Below are 19,423 nucleotides of genomic sequence, written 5' to 3' on the forward strand. Positions count from 1 at the left end.
AGCCAATGTTACTAAACTAATTTACCCAAATGCCTAAAGTAATTTGAAGCACGCTGTTGTGTCCATCTCCTTTTCCAATCTCTGTAAGTCCGTAATTATATCGGATTGATGCTTTGGCTACTTTTACATCAATACCTAAACCAACTACAGCAGCTAAATCAAAACTATGCAGGTTTGATTTTACATCATTTCCATCGTAGTTGGCACTCAACAAATACGAAAATTGTGGTCCAGCTTGAACATTGATTACCGAAAGAAAATATTTTTTTACCAAAACTGGAAAATCTAAATAGTTTAATTTGTAATCCAACAAAGCAGTTTCTAAGTTTGAATTTAAGCCTTCAATTCTAGTACCTTTAGACGACATCAGTGCATCAACTTCAAATCCCCAATCTGTAGGTGTTTTAATTTCTGCAATTAACCCTCCGTGATAACCGTTTAACGATTTTGTTTTGGTATCAGAAACTACTTTAGAAGCATTAATGCCTCCTACTAACCCCCACCTAAAAACAGATTGCGATTTTACTGTTACAACGGTGAGAAGAAGTATTAATATTAAAGTAGTTTGTTTCAATTAAGCAAAGTTTAATAATTGTTCTTCCAATACTTTAATTTTCGATTCAGCTTCAGCCTGTTTTTTTCGTTCAACGGCTAACACTTGCTCTGGGGCATTGTTTACGAATTTTTCGTTGGCTAATTTTTTGTTTACCGAGTTTAAAAAACCAAGTGTATAATCCAACTCTTTTTTAATTTTTTCTTTTTCAGCTTCTACATCAATGTTTTCAGACATTGGTATAAAGTATTCGTTTGATTTTACTACAAACGAAAACGCTCCGTCTATTTTATCATCAACATACGTTAAGTTAGATATATTTGTCAGTTTTGAAATGATACAATCAAATCTGGTAGTTGTATTTTGATTGTTTTTTACAAACAATTCAATTTGGTCTTTATTAGCAATGTTTTTCTGTTTACGAAGTGTTCTTATTTCAGTAATTACATCCATCGCAAAATTAAATTCCTCAATTAAACTTTCGTCAACTTTATCGGCTTTAGGGTAAGCGTTCATCATTAACGATTCACCATCTTTTCGGGTTTCAATATTTTGCCACAATTCTTCGGTAACAAAAGGCATAAAAGGGTGAAGCATGGTTAAAATTTGTTCGAAATAACCTACAGTTTGTTGGTAGGTTAATTGATCGATAGGTTGCTGGTAAGCAGGTTTTACAATTTCTAAATACGACGAACAGAAATCGTCCCAAATGAGTTTGTAGGTATCCATCAAGGCGTCCGACAAACGGTATTTAGCAAAATGATCCTCTAACGTAGCAATGGTTTGGTTTAATTTAGCGTTTAACCAATCGTTACCAATTTTAGCACTTTCTGGTTGTGGTAAACTGTTGTCAATTTCCCAACCTTTAACCAATTTAAAGGCATTCCATAATTTGTTACAGAAATTTTTACCTTGTTCGCAGAGCGATTCATCAAACAACAAATCATTACCTGCAGCTGCGCACGATAACATCCCGAAACGAACACCATCAGCACCAAATCTGTCCATTAACTCGATAGCATCTGGCGAATTACCTAACGATTTACTCATTTTACGACGTTGTTTATCCCTAACCATACCAGTAAAATACACATCGTTAAATGGTTTTTCGTTTTTAAACTCGTACCCTGCAAAAATCATTCGAGCAACCCAGAAAAATATGATGTCCCAACCCGTAACCAATACGTTGGTAGGGTAGTAGTAATTAAAATCGGTTTGGTCTTCGCTAAAACCATCAAAAACTGCTATTGGCCACAACCAAGAAGAAAACCAGGTATCCACCACATCTTCATCTTGACGCAAATCGGCAATGGTTAAATTGGTATTGCCTGTTTTTGCTTGAGCCAGTTTTAATGCCTCATCAATATTGTTAGCCACTACATAATCGTTCGCATCGTTGTAGTAATAAGCCGGTATTTGTTGCCCCCACCATAACTGACGAGAAATTGGCCAATCTCTAAAATTGTCTAACCAATGTTTGTAGGTGTTTTTAAATTTATCAGGATAAAATTTAATGGTATCGTTCATTACGTTTTCCAACGCAGGTTTTACCATGTCGTCCATCTTTACAAACCATTGTAACGATAGTTTTGGTTCAACTACTGTATCAGGGTTACGCTCAGAATACCCAACATTGTTGGTAATGTCTTCTACTTTTGCTAAATGCCCTTGAACTTTTAAGTATTCAGCTACTTTTTTACGTGCTACAAAACGGTCTTCACCAACAAAAATTTGTGCTTTTTCATTCAGTGTTCCATCGTCATTAAAGGTGTCGATAATTTCTAAGCCATGTTTTTGACCAATTTCATAATCGTTGGTATCGTGTGCAGGAGTAACTTTTAAGCAACCTGTACCAAATTCAATGTCGATGTAATCGTCACAAATAATAGGTATCTCGCGGTTAACCATCGGTACAATGGCCTTTTTGCCGTGCAAATGAAAATAACGCTCGTCTTTTGGGTGAACACAAATGGCACTATCGCCCATAATGGTTTCTGGTCGGGTAGTAGCAATGGTAATGGTTTCGTTGCTATCTTTTATCTTATAGTTTACATAGTAAAGTTTCGATTGCTCGTCTTTACGTATAACTTCCTCGTTTGATAAGGTTGTTTTAGCGGTTGGATCCCAGTTTACAATTTTCCAATCTTTATATACGTAACCTTTGTTGTATAAATCTACAAACGATTTTACCACAGCCTCGTTTAGTTTCGGTTCCATAGTAAATCGTGTACGACTCCAATCGCAACTTGCACCTAATTTTTTTAATTGTTCAAGAATAATACCACCGTATTTGTCTTTCCACTCAAAGGCATGTTTTAAAAAATCTTCACGAGAAATATCGGCTTTGGTAATGCCTTTTTCGCGTAACAAATTTACCACTTTGGCTTCGGTAGCAATAGAAGCATGGTCGGTGCCTGGCACCCAACAAGCGTTGTAGCCCAACATACGAGCACGACGAATTAACACATCTTGTATGGTGTTGTTTAACATGTGCCCCATGTGCAATACTCCAGTAACGTTTGGTGGAGGTATTACAATGGTAAAAGGCTCGCGGTGGTCGGGTTTCGATTCAAAAAACTTGTTTTTTAACCAGTAAGCATACCATTTGCTTTCGATGTCTTGTGGCGAATATGTTTTTGCTAATTCCATGCAGTGTGTTGTGTTTTAAAGGTTACAAATTTACCATTTTGTATGGAATATTTTAAAGGGAAATTAGGGGTGATTTTTTTTCTTAAAACAACCGTTGAGGAACGAAATGGTTGTTTTAAAGCTAAGCAACCCGAAGAGAAACGAGAAATTTTAAATGTCTAACGACCCCGCTATAGAAAGTGCGGAATGGGAAAGGCGGTAGTCTTTCCTTTCTGCACTGAGCCAAAGCTGAGTATTTTGTTTTTAATTTTCATTTACTAAAAACCAAAACGAAGTTTTGGCGTTGTTTGCTAAAGGTACAAAGTTTTCCTTTTTGTTCTGCCTCCGCATTTTTTATAGCGATTGTTGGCAAATCGTTTTTATTTTAATTCTACAATATTTCTAATCAGAATTGAATCCTGGTCAAAAAAATCTTCCAATTCAGTTCTTCTCATTTCTGAATATAGGTATGTCAATTCCTTTTGTTTAGATTCCCCAATCTTACTATATCCATGAATAGAGTATTGGCTATGGACACCTGAAGCATGTGTATATATGAATTTGATTGTAATCCAGTCGAGTCCTTGATCGCGATACCAATTGAATATTATGGTGTCTTTTCGCAGAGAAGTAGAAACTGTATCTGATAAAATCCATTTATTGGGTTCAACAGTATCGTTAACAAGATTAAGGTTGAGGCGAAACGAATAGATTATTTCGTCTTGATATAATATTCGTCCTTTATCTAATGGTCCTTTATTGGAAAGGTCATATTCAACTCTAAAAGGTTTTTCGAGTCTTAATCCATTACCTATTTGAAGGGTGTCAGAAGAGTATCCATCATTATTCGAGTTGTCGACAGGATTCTGGTCACACCCAACGATAATAGCAGCAATAGCTAATATGAATAATCTCAGATTCATTTTCATGTTTGCCAACATCCGAATAAATGCAATTGCATTTATTCGCACTATGTGTTTAACCCAAATTTAGTAATTCAATCGGACTTTTAGTGCTTTAGAAAAAATATAATAGTTGTATTAATACTCTTCGACAGGCTCAGAGTGACATAAAACCAATCTCGAATTTTTGTAATCTATTACCGCATGGTAATCGTGTAAAATATCGCCACCTAAAATGCCATCAATTGGCGAGAGCCCAATTTTTTGGTACGATTGGTTTACATGGTGTAGGTTTAAGAGCGTGGCTTCGTAGTTGTTGAGCATTAAACCATTAAGGTTTAAATGTTCTAACATCACTTTTTTACTGGTCATTGTATTTGTTCCTAAACCAGAAGAGAGTTTATCTTGTTCTGTAAGGTTGTTGTGTCCAATAAAATCAACAATACGGGTTTCATCAAAAACCGATCGGCTTGCTCCAGTATCAATAATCAGTAAAGCGTCTTTACCGTTAATTTGTATTGTGGTTAACAAATGGAAACCATCGTCTTCAATGGCTTGTATGGTTATGGGTAGGGTGGTGGTCATGTTTTGGATGTCAGAAGTCAGAAGACCGAAGATGGAAGTTGTTTCTGCTAAACTTCTATCTTCGGTCTTCCCGCTTCAAACTTTTTTATGCTAAAACTCCAGCTAAATCGCCGTTAACAACTCTAACAGCATCAGCACTTTCTTTAAATTTAGCTTTTTCAGCATCGTTTAATTCAATTTCAACAATTTTTTCGATACCACCTTTACCTAAAATTACAGGAGCACCTAAACAAATGTCAGACTGGCCATATTCGCCATTTAACATTACTGAACAAGGAACCATTTTTTTCTGGTCGCAAGCAATTGCTTGAACTATTGCAGAAACTGCAGCACCCGGAGCATACCAAGCACTTGTTCCTAAATAAGCAGTTAATGTAGCACCACCTACTTTAGTGTCTTGTGCAACTTGATCTAATCTATCAGCAGTTAAAAATTTATTTACAGGCACACCGTTTCTTACAGCTAAACGGGTTAATGGTAACATACCAGTATCGCTATGTGCAGCTATAACCATTCCGCTAACATCAGAAGCTGGGCAACCTAAAGCCTCGCTTAAACGGTAGTTAAAACGTGCGCTATCTAAAGCACCACCCATTCCAATAATTTTGTGTTGTGGGTGTTTTGTAGCTTTGTGTACCAAGTAAGTCATGGTATCCATTGGGTTACTTACTACAATTAGAATTACGTTTGGCGAATGTTTAATTAAGTTTTCAGCAACCGAACGAACTATACCAGCATTGATACCGATTAATTCCTCGCGAGTCATACCTGGTTTACGAGGAATACCACTAGTAATTACAGCGATGTCGCTACCTGCAGTTTTTGAATAATCGTTAGTGCTACCAACAATTTTAGTGTCAAAACCATTTAACGATGCACATTGCATTAAATCCATTGCTTTACCTTCAGCAAAATTTTCTTTAATGTCAACTAAAACTACTTCCGATGCAAAATTTTTAATAGCAATGTATTCAGCACAACTAGCGCCTACTGCACCTGCTCCTACCACTGTAACTTTCATAATGTGTTATTTTTTAAGATGAATTTATTGATTTTTTTGGAACGCTAAATTACTGAATTAAAAGTGTTCTTCAAAAAAATGTTGGACATAAATACAACTAATTTGTATCGATAAATCTATTAGATTGGTCTATTTTATTTTTTATTACTTAGCATTAAAGAATGATTTATTTACATTTGTTTTCTTTAAAAAATTAAGTGATTTAGAATGAAAGATTTACTGGATAAATTTGAGAATAAAACGCCCGAAATAGTTTTTGAATGGAACGATGCTGAAACTGAAGCACAAGGTTGGGTAGTAATAAATTCTTTACGTGGAGGTGCTGCAGGGGGTGGTACTCGAATGAGAGCAGGGTTGGATAAAAGAGAGGTGGAGTCGTTAGCTAAAACCATGGAAGTTAAATTTACTGTTGCAGGACCAGCTATTGGTGGAGCAAAATCAGGGATAAATTTCGACCCTAACGATCCACGTAAAAATGGGGTATTAAGAAGATGGTATGCTGCAGTTACACCGTTATTAAAACACTATTATGGTACTGGTGGAGATTTAAATGTGGATGAAATTCATGAAGTTATTCCAATTACCGAAGATTGTGGCGTTTGGCATCCACAAGAAGGTGTGTTTAACGGGCACTTCCAACCTAGGGAAGCACAAAAAATTCACCGAATTGGACAATTGCGTCAAGGTGTTTTAAAAGTGATAGAAGATGCTAAGTTTAGTCCAGAAGTGGCTAATAAATATGTTATTGCCGACATGATTACAGGTTATGGTGTTGCCGAATCGGTTAAACATTATTACGAAGTGTATGGCGGTAATGTGAAAGGAAAACGAGTAATTGTACAAGGTTGGGGAAATGTGGGTTCGGCAGGAGCTTATTATTTAGCACAAGATGGAGCAATAATCGTTGGTATTATTGATAGAGTGGGAGGATTGATTAAAGAGGAAGGATTTACCTTAGAAGAAATTAGAAAGCTTTTTGTAGATAAAGATGGTAATAAATTACATGCCAACAACATGTTATCGTTTGATGAGGTTAATGCTAAAATTTGGGATGTAAAAGCTGATGTTTTTATTCCTTGTGCGGCATCTCGTTTAATTACGAAAGACCAAGTGGACAGAATGATTACTGCAGGTATTGAAGTAATTGCTGCCGGAGCAAATGTTCCTTTTGCAGACAAAGAAATCTTTTTCGGTCCTATTGCTGAATATGCCGATGAAAAAATAAGTATTATACCAGATTTTATCTCAAACTGTGGTATGGCAAGAGTTTTTGCTTATTTAATGAGTAATGATTTGGGTGTTTTATCTGATGAGGAAATTTTTAAAGATACCTCTGAAACCATTAAAAATGCGTTGAAGAAAGCACATGCAAAAAACAACAGCAAATATCACATTGCAAAAACTGCATTCGAAATTGCGTTGAAACAATTAATTTAAATACATTCGTTAAAAATTTAATTTTAAAAATATGGAAATATTTATTGTATTAGTATTCATTTTAGGCTATTTAGCTATTACGTTGGAACATTCTATCAAAGTAGATAAATTGATTCCTGCATTATTAATGATGGCTTTGGCTTGGGCTGGAGTTGCTTTTGGTTTAGACGGTTTTACTTCTTGGTTTGATTCTCATGCTAACAAAATGTTAGAAGGTTTTGGCGTAATGAACCACGAAGAAAAGTTACATTTATTAGAGGGTACATTGTTGCATCATTTTGGTAAAACATGTGAGATTCTAATTTTCTTGGTAGGAGCAATGACTATTGTTGAAATTATTGATCATTTTCAAGGGTTTTCAACCATTAAATCATTTGTTAAAACCAACAAAAAAAGAACATTACTTTGGATAGTTTGTATTTTAGGATTTATCTTATCAGCAATTATTGATAACCTTACAGCAACAATTGTTTTAATAACTATTTTAAGAAAGTTAGTTCCAGAAAACAAAGACAGAATTTGGTATGCTGGTTTAATTATTATTGCTGCAAATGCTGGTGGAGCTTGGTCTCCAATTGGTGATGTTACTACAACCATGTTGTGGATGGGTAAAAAAGTAAGTGCTGGAATGTTGGTAGAATATTTAATTGTACCATCTTTACTTTGTATGGTTGTGCCTGCTTTAATAGCGAGTTTTTTACCAGCATTTAAAGGAACTTTTGATGCTCAAGAAGACGATGCTAAAAATGATAAAAATGGACCTTTAATGCTTTATTTGGGATTAGCTTTAATTGTTTTTGTACCAGTATTTAAAACGATTACACATTTACCTCCTTATGTTGGAATGATGTTATCGTTGGGTATCGTTTCATTAGTGGCTGAAATTATTAGTAACCGAAAATTCAGTATTACAAGTATTGAAGCAGAAGAAAATAGTAGTGAAGCAGCAGGGCATAAATTGAGCCCTACATTTAAAGCATTAACGAAGATTGAAATGCCATCTATCTTATTCTTTTTAGGTATTTTAATGACAGTTGCGGCATTGGAATCGTTAGGATTAATATTCACTTTCGGACAAAGTGTACAAGCATCGATGGATCCAAACATTTTTGTATTGTTGATTGGTGCAGGTTCAGCAGTAATAGATAATGTTCCATTAGTTGCAGCAAGTATGGGTATGTTTGATATGGCGGTTTATCCTTTAGATAATCATATCTGGCATTTCATTGCTTATGCTGCTGGTACTGGAGGTAGTATGTTAATTATTGGTTCCGCTGCTGGTGTAGTTGCTATGGGCATGGAAAAAATATCTTTTTTCTGGTATCTTAAAAGCATAGCTTGGTTAGCAGCTATAGGTTATTTAGCTGGTTTTGGATTTATGACACTATTTCATTCGTAATTTTAACATGAAGATTAAATAAAAAAAGCTGTACAAAATGTACAGCTTTTTTTATTTAATCTAATTGCTCATATATCGAATTATTGCTTTTGAATTCGGGTACTAATAATTTCATTTGTTTAACAATTATTTTGTTATCTTGACTTTCAAATGAAGCTATAAGCTCATTAATTTTAGTATTAATTTCTTCAAAATCATATTCTTTAACCTTAGCTATCAAAATTTGTTTATGATGTGTAGGTAAGGTGTTTTCTTCGTTTGCTAATAATTCTTCGTATAGTTTTTCTCCAGGTCGCAGTCCTGTGAAAGTTATTTTTATGTCCTTATCTAAGGTTAAACCAGATAACTTAATCATCTTTTTAGCTAAGTCAAGTATTTTTACCGACTCACCCATGTCAAAGATGAATATTTCACCACCATGACCTGATGTTCCTGCTTCTAACACCAATTGACAAGCTTCTGGTATGGTCATAAAGAAACGGGTAATATCAGGGTGTGTTATAGTAACTGGACCACCATTTTCTATCTGTTGTCTAAACCTAGGTATTACAGACCCATTTGAACCCAATACATTTCCAAATCGTGTTGTAATAAATTTGGTTGTAGATGTTTTACTAAGCGACTGCGTATAGATTTCGGCAATTCGTTTACTTGCACCCATAACATTTGTTGGATTTACAGCCTTATCGGTTGAAACCATTACAAATTTTTCTACCTTATATTTTACTGATAAATCGGCACAGTTTTTTGTTCCAAACACGTTGGTTAAAATTGACTCCGAAGGGTTGTTTTCCATCATGGGAACATGTTTGTAAGCTGCAGCATGGAAAACAATTTCGGGTTGAAATGTACGGAATAGATTTTCTAAACGCTCAGTATTTCTAATATCACCAATTACTATTTCATAAGAAACTTTATTGTGATCATCATTCAACTCCATCTCCATATCATACAGAGGTGATTCAGCTTGGTCGAGTAGTATTATTTTCTTAGGATTAAAATTGATTATTTGACGAACAATTTCACTGCCAATACTTCCTGCAGCACCTGTTACTAATATGGTTTTGTTAGAAAGTTGATTCTTAATATTCTCAATGTTTAATTGTATTGGATCACGTTCCAACAGCTCTTCAATTTGAATTTTTTTAATCTGTTTGAAACTTAATTCTCCATTAATCCAATCGGTAACAGGGGGTACATTTAAAACTTTGGTATCGTAATTCAAACAAATGTCAACCAAATTCTTTTTACGTTCTGGAGAGATATTTTGAACAGAAATTACAACTTGGGCAACATCATTTTTACTCAATAAATCATCTAATTTTTTAAAAGAAACAATAGGAATTCCTTCTAATATTTTTCCTTCTTTTTTGTGGTCATCATCAATAAAAGCAAGTACTTTGTATTTTAGCCCTGCATCTCTATCAAGTGTTCTTTTGGTGATAATACCAGATTCGCCAGCACCAAAAATAATTACGTTACGTTTTTCTCGATAAGGGTTTACAATTTCAGTATATAGGGCTTTAAATACCACACGCAGAATAATCATCAAAAAAAGAGTTGACATATAGTCAATAATGATGATTGAAAATGGGATAGGGAAAGTTTTGTTTATTCCAAAATAAAACAATAAATTGACTAAAACATAGAAAATACTTCCAATAGTAATAACAATAAAAATACGTTGAGAATCTTTTGAACTAGTATGTTTTACAATTCCTTTGTAGGTTTTAGAAAAGAAAAAACTTAACGCTCTTACTCCTAAAACTATTCCAAAAACTAAAGGAAAATCTACTATAGCGGTATCTGGAATGGAAAAGTTAAAACGAACTAAATACGCTAAAATCAATGAGAAAAAACAAATGACTACATCAATAAAGAAAATAATCCATCGTGGAATATTGTGTTGAAATAGTATTCTAATGGGGTTAGTCATTGTTGGGTTTTGACCGTAAAGATAATTATAAATTTTTCTTGTAACTGTTATAAAAATGAAAGGATAGTATTAATGGCTCCCAAAAATTTTACCAATGGTTTTAATAATAATCTTAAAATCAGTTAATACACTATATTCTTCAATGTATTTAAGGTTGATTTTTAATTTCGCAGGCATTACTTCGTTTATATAAGTTTGTTCTGGATTATCAGATTTACCTAGCAATTCATTTTCATTAAAATATTCGATACTAGCATAGTCGGTTATGCCTGGTTTTACCAGTAAAACACGTTGTTGTTCTTTACTATACATGTCAACATATTTTCTTACTTCGGGTCGGGGTCCAACCAAACTCATATCGCCAATAAAAACATTTATAAGTTGAGGTAATTCGTCCAATTTATATTTTCGGAGGTAATATCCAATAGATGTTATTCTTGGGTCTCTTCCTCCAACGGTTAATAGACCTTTTTTGTCAGAATCAGGTTTCATTGTTCTAAACTTATAGAGCCCAAATTCTTTATTGCTTTTTCCGACTCTAATTTGCTGGTAAAATATTCCTCCTTTGGAATCAATTACAATTATTAATCCTATCAAAATAAAAAATGGTAGGAGTATCAACAATCCAAAAAAAGAGAAGAAGATATCAAATAACCGTTTTATCATGCTAGAACTTTCTCCACCGATTTTATAACAGCGTTTAATACTGTATTTACCATTTCATCAGTTAAATCGTAAAAAATGGGTAATGAAATTTCTCTCGAATAATTATCTAATGTTATTTGGTAATTATTAATGTCATAACCTAAATCTTTGTAAAAACTCATACTAGGAACAGGTAGGAAATGAACATTAACCGAAACATCTTTATCGAAAATTTCTTTGATAATTTCATCTCGTTGAAATTCAGTTATTCCTACAATTCTAAGCGGATACAAGTGATAACAACTTTCTATTGAATTGTTTTCAGATTTAAAAATGGGTAATTGAGCCCAGTCGTATTTGCCAAGTATCTTAGAATAGGTGTCGCAGATGTTTTTACGTTTTGGTAATGTTTCACTATCGTATCGTTCTAATTCTACCTGACCTATGGCAGCCATAATATCAGTCATGTTACATTTATAACCAGCTTCTACAATATCATAACGCCAGTTTCCTTTTTGAGTTTTTGCCAAGGCATCTTTGTTTTGCCCATGCAATGTTTTTATACATAACTGATTGTATATTTCTTGATTGTCAAATGGAGTAGGCAAATTAAGTGTTATAGCACCACCTTCAGCAGTTGTTAAGTTTTTTACCGCATGAAATGAGAAAACAGAAACATCTGTTAAAGAACCAGCTCTTTTTCCTTTATACCAAGCTCCAAAGGAGTGAGCAGAATCTGATAATACCAAAATTCTACCGAGTTGTTTTTGTTCGTTAGAATTAGCAATAAATTGTTTTTGGTGTTTTTTAACCAATTCGTTTATTGCATCATAATCGCAAGGTAACCCACCAAAATCAACAGGCATTATTACTTTGGTTTTTGGTGTAATGGCTTTTTCAATTGCAGCAACATTAATGTTAAAATCATCAGCATTTACATCAACAAAAATTGGTTTTGCACCACAATGAATGACCACATTTGCTGTTGCGGAGTAGGTATAAGCAGGTAAAATAACTTCATCACCTTCTTTTACCCCAAACCAACGTAAAATAATTTCTAGTCCAGCAGTAGCGCTATTTAAACATAAGGTGTTTTTATTGCCACAATATTCCGAAATTTCTTTTTCAAATTGTTTTGTGCGTGGACCAGTAGTTATCCAACCCGATTGAAGTACTTTGGTTACTTCTTCAATAACTTTTTGATTGATATGAGGAGGTGAAAATGGTATCATATTATTGCGATTTTTTTTCAGAATAATTTTTTACGAAAGTAGAACAAAGCAATGTATTAAAAAATGCATAGAAAACAATTCCTGCTTGAGTCTCATACATGGATTCAAACAATAGGTTGAAGGAGATTAAAATTATAAATGCAGAAATGAGGTAATTTTTAGTTGAAATTGAAAAATAGAAAGGTAATAGGAATGTAAAGAGCATTATAAGTAGCCCAATAAATCCTAATGAAATGGCAGTTGTAAGGAATTGGTTGTGAGAGTTTAACTTATTTTCATACTCCGTTGTCATCTCTTTTGCATGATAAATTTTAAGTAATTCATCTTTTGAGTCGCCCGTACCAGTACCAATTAAGAAGTTATTTACAAACAATTCAACAGATGCTTTCCAAATTAAAATTCTTGCGGCATTACCGTCTTTGCTTGTAGTAACTACTTCGTTTTTTTCATTTTTCTCAGTAACTACATTTGTAATTGCTTTCACATCAGGTAAACGCTGAGATACTAATGGAGTGTAATAAACATTAAAGACTAAAAATGCAACGGTAATGGGAACAATAAAATAGAGTGTATGGATGATTTTTTTTTTAGAAACAAGTAGATAGAAGGTATAAAAACACAACAGAAAAAGTGTAATCCACCCAGCTTTAGAACTTAATAGAAGAACAAAAATAGTGAGTAAAATTATTGTTAGAATTGTTTTCCAATTAAATTGAATCAACTCTTTTTTGATCCCAAAAACAATAATTGCTAAGGCAAAAACACTATACATGGCTGTATAGCTCGGATGAAAAAACACAGAAAGGTAGTAGTAGTAAAAATAATTAGCGCCATAATTAAATGTATAGCCATTACCAAGGTCTATTTCTAAAGGTAAAAAGTAGGCATAGGTGGCATATGAAAAACAAATTAATGCATAAACAATACACCCATAAACAAATATTTTTAGGTAATGATTTAATTTTTCCTTTGTGACATTGATATAGGCTGAATATATTATAGGTAGAATTATTAAGGACATTTTTGTTTCTAAAACACGACCGCCAAAACCTAAATTAGAAGAGTAAAGCATGCCAATTAAATACATCAGGTATAAAATTGCTGTTGTTGAAAGTACTAGATTACTCGAAAGTGTTTTGTAGCTCTGTTTGATGTTTGTTGGATTAATAACCCAATTTACACAGAGCAAAATAATGAGTATTGGTAAAATTTTCGGGTGAATTGGAGTGAAAAACGCCAATAAGCAAGTTAAATAAAAATGTATTTTTTGATTTAATTCTTGGCTAATCACTTCAACTTATTTTATTTAGAAAATTCTTCTTTTAGTGATGAATCATAATAATGTTTGAAATCAACACCTGAAAGAAACAACTCTTTATCCACAACTCTTGTATCACCAACTATTTTTGCTGGGTTTCCGACAACAATCGAGTAATCAGGAAAATCACCTTTTACAACGCTACCAGCACCTATTATACAACCTTTTCCAATCGTCGTTCCAGGAAGTATAACGCAAGAAGTACCTATAAAAGTATATTCATCAATCTTAACAGGTTCAAGAATATAACCGATTCTTTCTTCTGCAGGAATTTCAATAAAATTCTTGCCTAATAAACGTATTGAATTTTGGCTGCTGTGTGTGTAAATACAAGTATGAGAGGCAATATTTACTCCTTCTTGAATTGTAATGCCTCCAATTCCATCAAGGTGACAGTTATACCCAACCCAAACACTATCTTTAATGTTAATTTTTTTCTTTTCAACTAATTTTACATTAGAACCTATCCGTGTTTTTTTGTAAAATTTACCATCAATTTTGTTACGGTAGCCATAAGCCATAAAAGGTTTATGGAATACAGCTAAAGCATTTAATACATAAGATATTAATATACCAAGTGGAGAAAGATATAATTGTCTAAGCATTAGCTTTAATTTTTACCGTAAATGTAATTATAATATTGTTTGGCATTTTCTGGAGTAAAATTAAAGGAAGCCTTTCTTGCATTTTCTTTGTATTCTTTTAGTTGACTTTTTTCTTGAACTAACCCTTCAATAAATTTAACGATTTCTTCGTTTTTAGGGTTTTCGAACACTTTTCCACAATTGTATTCTTCGATTAATAAACCTAACTCTGATTCGTGTGATGCTAATGCTAATATTGCTGAACCTGCAGCCAAGGTATAATATGTTTTACTTGGAACAGAAATGGTTTCGGCTCCTTGACTTAATGTTACAACACCTATGTCGGCACAACTTAAAGAATATGGAAGCACTTCGTTACTCTGGTAAGGAAGTATCAGTACATTTGTTAGATTTTTTTCAGAAACATATTGAGTGATTTTTGTTTTTTTCGCTCCATCTCCAATTAATACAAAATGTATGGACGAATTATTTTGAAGAGCCTCAGCTGCATAAACAATAGATTCAATATCATGGGTTAGTCCCATGTTTCCAGAATACATTACCACTAGTTTATCTTGTAAATTATGCTCTTTAGCAAAAGTATTTTCCGCTTTTTCCATTGGTTTTACAAAATCTGCATTTACCCAATTAGGGATTATTTTAGGGTTCTCTTGTGTGTAATTATTAATAGCGGTGGCTAAATGTTTTCCGAGTGTAAATACATTTGAAGCTTTTGTAAAACAGGTTTTATTTATTTTTTTCCAGTATTTTATTATCCATGAAGACTCGTTTAAAACACCAAAATTGACCAAAACATCGGGATATAAATCCCAAATAATCAAATGATAGTTTTGATTTCTAAGCCGTTTAAAAAATAAGCCAGTAAAAACAATAAAAGGAGGGGTAGTAATTAATATGAGTTCTTTCTTTTTACTTGAAAAAAGGACGTGAAAAAAACTTAGAAAGGTAAATAAGCTCCAAGTAAGCATTCGTTTAAAGCCAGAAGTGTTATCATATTTATTGTAAAACTTGACTTTTATATTAGGATTTAGTGGAGCATAATTACTTTCTACAACACCAGTTACCAATTCTATTTCAGCACCCTGACTTACGAAAGTATTTAAAATATCAATGGATAATTGCCGAGTAACTTGAACAATGAAAATGTATTTTTTTTTATTACTCATGATTAATTGGTACCATATTTGGCAATTAATTTTTGGGTATTGAAAACGTTAAAACGATAATACTTTTTGTACAAGTATTTTAATTTATTTCGTAAACCTCCAGTTTTAATTAGCGTAAATTTTTGTAAAGGCACATTAAAACTTGGATGAACAGATTTTACTAAGTTTTCTGTTTCTTGTAAAGCCATAATGTATGGAACATACAAGTTTTTAACTACTGGCATGGTAGGATGTCGCCATCCTAAATCAACAATATTGTTTTGGTAAAAACGAACATGATGAAAGTGGTAAAATATTGCTTCAAAAGTTGTGTTGTCAGTATTGTCTTTAAAAGTTATAATATTACCCTTTTTACTAACTAAAGGCCACTGTTCAACATTCCAAGAAGCTAATCCTCCACCTAAATGTTTTAAAACGTGAACACCTTTAAAGCGAGTAGTCCAATCATCTAGGTATTTTTGATCACCGAATTTGCCATCCTCATACCTGTCGTAACACCATTCTATGCAAGCGTTTCTCCACCACTTAAGTGCTGTTAAACCTTCTTCATTATTTAAGAAAGTAATAAATTGAACACAATAAATTCCAGAAGTATTAACTCGATTAAATTTTGGCGGATACCGATGTTCAGTTATTAAAATAGAGTTTTCACCCATTTCATCAAACAAAACTTTTGGGTTTTGATAAAAATATAAATCGGCATCAACATAAGTACAACTCTCTACGTTGTATTTTTCTAAAACATATAAAATTGTTGACGATGTAGATGTCCAGCAATATTCTGCTTTTGTTCTGCCTGGTTTTACCTCAAGTAATTTTTCATCTTCAAAATCTTTTAATGAGATAATGGTGGCATGTTTTAGATTGAGTTTATTTAATATTTCAAAACTGGTATCATCAAAAGCAAAAATATATAGGTGAAAATCTGCTCCAACTTTTTCTAAAGATTGGTATAAAGTTATTCCTCTAGTTAAATAAAACGAATCGAATAGCGTACAAAAATGGTGCATGGTTATTAAAATTTATTCATTATTTCAATAACACGATTTACATCACTTTCAGTATGGAAATATGATATAGGTAGGCTTAATGTTGTTCGGTGTATTTCTTCACTTAAAGGGAAGTCGTATTTGTCTAACACACCACTTAAAGCCTTTTGTTTACTTGGAGAAACTGGGTAGTGAATTTCAGTTTTAATATCGTTTTTCAGTAAATAATCTTTTAATTCATCTCGTTTTTCATGTCGGATATTAAAGATGTGATAAACATCGAAGTAATCTGAATGTACTTGAGGTTTAATAAAATCATCTTTTAAATGATTTAAATAAATTGCGGCTAAATTTCTTTTATGATTATTAATGTCATTTAACTTTTTTAGTTTAACTGATAAAAAGGCAGCTTGCATTTCGTCGAGTCTTGAATTATATCCAACCACCTCGTTATAATACTTAATATCCGAACCATAATTTCTTAATCGACGGACTTTACTATTCAAATCATCATCATTACATACAATTGCACCTGCATCGCCTAAAGCTCCTAAATTTTTGGTTGGGTAAAAGCTGAAGGCACCAAATTCACCAAAAGTACCGGTAAATTGATTTTTGTAAGTTGCTCCGTGAGATTGCGCACAATCTTCGATAAGTTTTAAATTGTATTTTTTACAAAGTGCTAAAATGGGTGCCATGTTGCATGCTTTTCCATACAAATGGACTACTACTATTGCTTTTGTTTTTGGCGTAATGGCAGCTTCAATTTTAAGCGGGTCAATGTTGTAAGTTTCAATGCAAGGTTCAACTAAAACGGGTTTCATGTTGTTTTGCATTACACTTAATATAGTTGCTATATAGGTGTTAGATGGAACAATAATTTCGCTATTTTTTTCGAAATTAAAAGCTGCAATAGACAATGTTATAGCATCTAATCCAGAGGCAACTCCAACAGCATATTTTGATTTGTTATAATTAGCAAATTCCTCTTCAAAAGTTTTAACACTTTGACCAAGAATGTACCATCCAGATTTTAATACTTTTTCAAATTGGGTTTGATATTCTTGAAAAAACGGTTCGTTTAATTTTTGAAGGTTTTCGTAATCAATGCTGGTATTTTTCATATATATAATCCTCTGGTTCAAAATGTTCAGAAGCTAAAACCATTAAAATAGTATCTTCTGTAAAGCTGTGCATTTGATGCCAATCTTTAGGTTCTAAAATTAAACATTTATCAGGTGAGTCTAAAACAAAATCTTCTTGTTTTTCATTGTCATCATTAGAAATAATACAGCTTCCTTTTAGGCAAAAAGCTGCTTGAATTGTTTTTACATGACGATGTCCGCCTCTCACAGAATTGTCAACGCCGTAGATGTAAAATATTCGTTTGATATCAAATGGAATTACTTTTTCCACTACTGTTAAATTTCCTCTTTTGTCAGTAAATGTTTTTAAGTTTAATAAGTAAGCCATTGTTTAGTTTTTAAGTTTAAAATAATATCCTTTTAAATGGGCATCGGTTAAGTTTATTTTTTCCGAAGATTCGGCTTCGAAAACCAACTCGTAGCCTTTATTACAAATGTAGTTTATTAATTTAGTTTCATTCAAAATCCAACAAGGATATTGAGCGTCATAAATGGATTTATGAACTTTTTGAATGGTAATTCTATCAGAATGGGTTAAAAAAATAGGTGTCCGGTCAATACAAATATATGCTATTTGATGCTTTGTAATTTCATCAAGTAACTGATAAGGATGCTCAATATACTGTAACACTGAACCCAATAATAATAGATTGATTTGTTGTTCTTTTAAACACTCATCGATTGTATAATAAAAATTAAGGTGATTATCAGCAAAGGTTTGTTTGCCTTCTGTTACAAAGTGTTTTTGTTCAACGATGTTCCAGGTAAAATTGGTTAAGTGAGTGAATAATTTTTTGTTTTGATAATAGGCACTTCCAAGTGAACCACCAAAGTCTAGCACTTTTAAAGTAGCTTTTTCATTCAACGCTGTTAAACTCAATGCAGAAAGAAGTGGAAATGAGTAATGAATTTTATCAAAAATTACTGAATCGCGTTCAAATACGGCATCGCCGTTTTTAACCTTTATTAGTGCATCTTTTACCTTATTAAATATAAGTTCATTGTCATAGCCTGTACATTTGTTTTCAGCTTCTTGCCATGAGGAATAGTTACCACTCCATCCATAGAAAAAACTAGAAAGGTATTTTAAAGCAATTGGAGGTAAAAATTCTTTTAACATCTGTACAATAGTCTATTTTTTGGTGTTTTTCAACACGTAGATGTTTCCAAAATACATTTCTTCATTTTTAGGAAGGATATATAAAAATAGTCCTAAAAAATTATTGATGAACGAGAATGGAATTATTAAAACCCAAGCAAGTAACCCTGGTAGATATTTTTTTGACATGGTATAAATGTAACTATTAACCAATAGTGGAAATATTCTAAAGTCCGACAAATATTTTTTGTGTTCAACAATTTCCAAATCATGGTTATTAAACAAATGCTTTAATCCAAATGATGAGTATCTAGCAAAATCATATGGTTGCTCATGTTCGCCCCATATAAATGGGATAGTCACAACGCATTTTCCACCAGGTTTTACAACTCTTGATATTTCGGATAAAAATTGTTCAGGGTTAAAAACATGTTCGAGTACTTCAAAAAACACTAATGAATCAACGGTACTATTTTCAAATGGAAAAGTGTTCCCATCATAATATACATCAATATCTGATGTTTTATGGTCGTGCCCAGATTTTTCGATATCTAAACCTATATATTCAGTTACATTTTTAAATAAATCTTTGTATGGCTTGCTACCACTTCCTACATCTACTGTTTTCCCTGAAATGTATGGTGCAAATTTTTTAACACTCAAGTAAATGGCACTTCTTCCCCAAAAAAAAGGATTGATACAAAAACTTACGAATGAAGGTTTGAAAAGTTGTTTAAGAATAATTTCTTTGAATTGTGACATT

General features: G+C 32.8%; 18 protein-coding genes. 2 read left to right on the forward strand and 16 right to left on the reverse strand.

What is annotated here, in order from left to right; translation table 11 throughout:
* Positions 1 to 16: 16 nt before the first annotated feature.
* From H6589_02250 to H6589_02270, 5 genes are all read right to left on the reverse strand, one after another.
* Entirely contained in the window at positions 17 to 574 is a 558-nt protein-coding gene (locus tag H6589_02250) for a PorT family protein (protein MCB9173404.1), read from the reverse strand.
* Positions 575 to 3,202: a valine--tRNA ligase gene (locus H6589_02255; GenBank protein MCB9173405.1), complete on the reverse strand. Its 2,628-nt coding sequence runs from the start codon at positions 3,200 to 3,202 to the stop codon at positions 575 to 577.
* A gap of 359 nt (positions 3,203 to 3,561) precedes the next feature.
* Positions 3,562 to 4,104 (reverse strand): hypothetical protein, encoded by a 543-nt coding sequence (locus H6589_02260; GenBank protein MCB9173406.1) that lies wholly within the window; start codon positions 4,102 to 4,104, stop codon positions 3,562 to 3,564.
* Positions 4,105 to 4,221: 117 nt separating this feature from the next.
* Positions 4,222 to 4,668, reverse strand: coding sequence for an aspartyl protease family protein (locus H6589_02265; GenBank protein MCB9173407.1), 447 nt, complete (start codon positions 4,666 to 4,668; stop codon positions 4,222 to 4,224).
* An 85-nt stretch (positions 4,669 to 4,753) separates the two neighbouring features.
* The gene (locus H6589_02270; protein ID MCB9173408.1) at positions 4,754 to 5,689 is read right to left on the reverse strand and encodes a malate dehydrogenase; all 936 of its coding nucleotides are present in this window, start codon (positions 5,687 to 5,689) and stop codon (positions 4,754 to 4,756) included.
* 207 nt (positions 5,690 to 5,896) lie between these two features.
* On the opposite strand from H6589_02270, the gene H6589_02275 reads away from it, so the two are divergent.
* Together H6589_02275 and nhaD are read left to right on the forward strand one after the other, a co-directional pair.
* On the forward strand, positions 5,897 to 7,126 hold the full coding sequence (locus tag H6589_02275) for an amino acid dehydrogenase (protein ID MCB9173409.1): 1,230 nt from the start codon (positions 5,897 to 5,899) through the stop codon (positions 7,124 to 7,126).
* A 31-nt stretch (positions 7,127 to 7,157) separates the two neighbouring features.
* Positions 7,158 to 8,525 carry a sodium:proton antiporter NhaD gene (nhaD, locus tag H6589_02280; protein MCB9173410.1) on the forward strand — a complete coding sequence of 456 codons (1,368 nt, stop codon included), beginning with the start codon at positions 7,158 to 7,160 and terminating at the stop codon, positions 8,523 to 8,525.
* Between the two features lie 55 nt (positions 8,526 to 8,580).
* On the opposite strand, the gene H6589_02285 is transcribed toward nhaD, so the two are convergent.
* The 11 genes from H6589_02285 to H6589_02335 form a co-directional block, all read right to left on the reverse strand.
* Positions 8,581 to 10,461, reverse strand: a complete 1,881-nt coding sequence (locus tag H6589_02285; GenBank protein ID MCB9173411.1) for a polysaccharide biosynthesis protein — start codon at positions 10,459 to 10,461, stop codon at positions 8,581 to 8,583.
* A 69-nt stretch (positions 10,462 to 10,530) separates the two neighbouring features.
* Positions 10,531 to 11,127 carry a sugar transferase gene (locus tag H6589_02290; GenBank protein MCB9173412.1) on the reverse strand — a complete coding sequence of 199 codons (597 nt, stop codon included), beginning with the start codon at positions 11,125 to 11,127 and terminating at the stop codon, positions 10,531 to 10,533.
* Positions 11,124 to 12,338, reverse strand: a complete 1,215-nt coding sequence (locus H6589_02295) for a DegT/DnrJ/EryC1/StrS family aminotransferase (GenBank protein ID MCB9173413.1) — start codon at positions 12,336 to 12,338, stop codon at positions 11,124 to 11,126. Before H6589_02295 ends, H6589_02290 begins: the two co-directional genes overlap by 4 nt.
* A 1-nt stretch (position 12,339) precedes the next feature.
* A complete protein-coding gene (locus H6589_02300; GenBank protein MCB9173414.1) occupies positions 12,340 to 13,629 on the reverse strand; it encodes an O-antigen ligase family protein in 1,290 nt (429 codons plus the stop codon).
* A gap of 11 nt (positions 13,630 to 13,640) precedes the next feature.
* Complete coding sequence (locus H6589_02305) at positions 13,641 to 14,261, reverse strand: acyltransferase (GenBank protein MCB9173415.1); 621 nt, start codon at positions 14,259 to 14,261, stop codon at positions 13,641 to 13,643.
* A gap of 5 nt (positions 14,262 to 14,266) precedes the next feature.
* Entirely contained in the window at positions 14,267 to 15,427 is a 1,161-nt protein-coding gene (locus tag H6589_02310; protein ID MCB9173416.1) for a glycosyltransferase family 4 protein, read from the reverse strand.
* A 2-nt stretch (positions 15,428 to 15,429) separates the two neighbouring features.
* The gene (locus tag H6589_02315; GenBank protein MCB9173417.1) at positions 15,430 to 16,437 is read right to left on the reverse strand and encodes a glycosyl transferase; all 1,008 of its coding nucleotides are present in this window, start codon (positions 16,435 to 16,437) and stop codon (positions 15,430 to 15,432) included.
* Between the two features lie 5 nt (positions 16,438 to 16,442).
* Positions 16,443 to 17,540 (reverse strand): DegT/DnrJ/EryC1/StrS family aminotransferase, encoded by a 1,098-nt coding sequence (locus tag H6589_02320; protein MCB9173418.1) that lies wholly within the window; start codon positions 17,538 to 17,540, stop codon positions 16,443 to 16,445.
* On the reverse strand, positions 17,521 to 17,889 hold the full coding sequence (locus tag H6589_02325; GenBank protein ID MCB9173419.1) for an FdtA/QdtA family cupin domain-containing protein: 369 nt from the start codon (positions 17,887 to 17,889) through the stop codon (positions 17,521 to 17,523). The genes H6589_02320 and H6589_02325 overlap by 20 nt, the downstream gene beginning before the upstream one ends.
* A 3-nt stretch (positions 17,890 to 17,892) precedes the next feature.
* Positions 17,893 to 18,681, reverse strand: coding sequence for a methyltransferase, TIGR04325 family (locus H6589_02330; GenBank protein MCB9173420.1), 789 nt, complete (start codon positions 18,679 to 18,681; stop codon positions 17,893 to 17,895).
* A 12-nt stretch (positions 18,682 to 18,693) separates the two neighbouring features.
* The gene (locus H6589_02335; protein ID MCB9173421.1) at positions 18,694 to 19,422 is read right to left on the reverse strand and encodes a class I SAM-dependent methyltransferase; all 729 of its coding nucleotides are present in this window, start codon (positions 19,420 to 19,422) and stop codon (positions 18,694 to 18,696) included.
* Between the last annotated feature and the right edge of the window lies 1 nt (position 19,423).

The sequence above is a fragment of the Flavobacteriales bacterium genome (genome assembly GCA_020635795.1).
GTDB lineage: Bacteria > Bacteroidota > Bacteroidia > Flavobacteriales_E > Vicingaceae > Vicingus.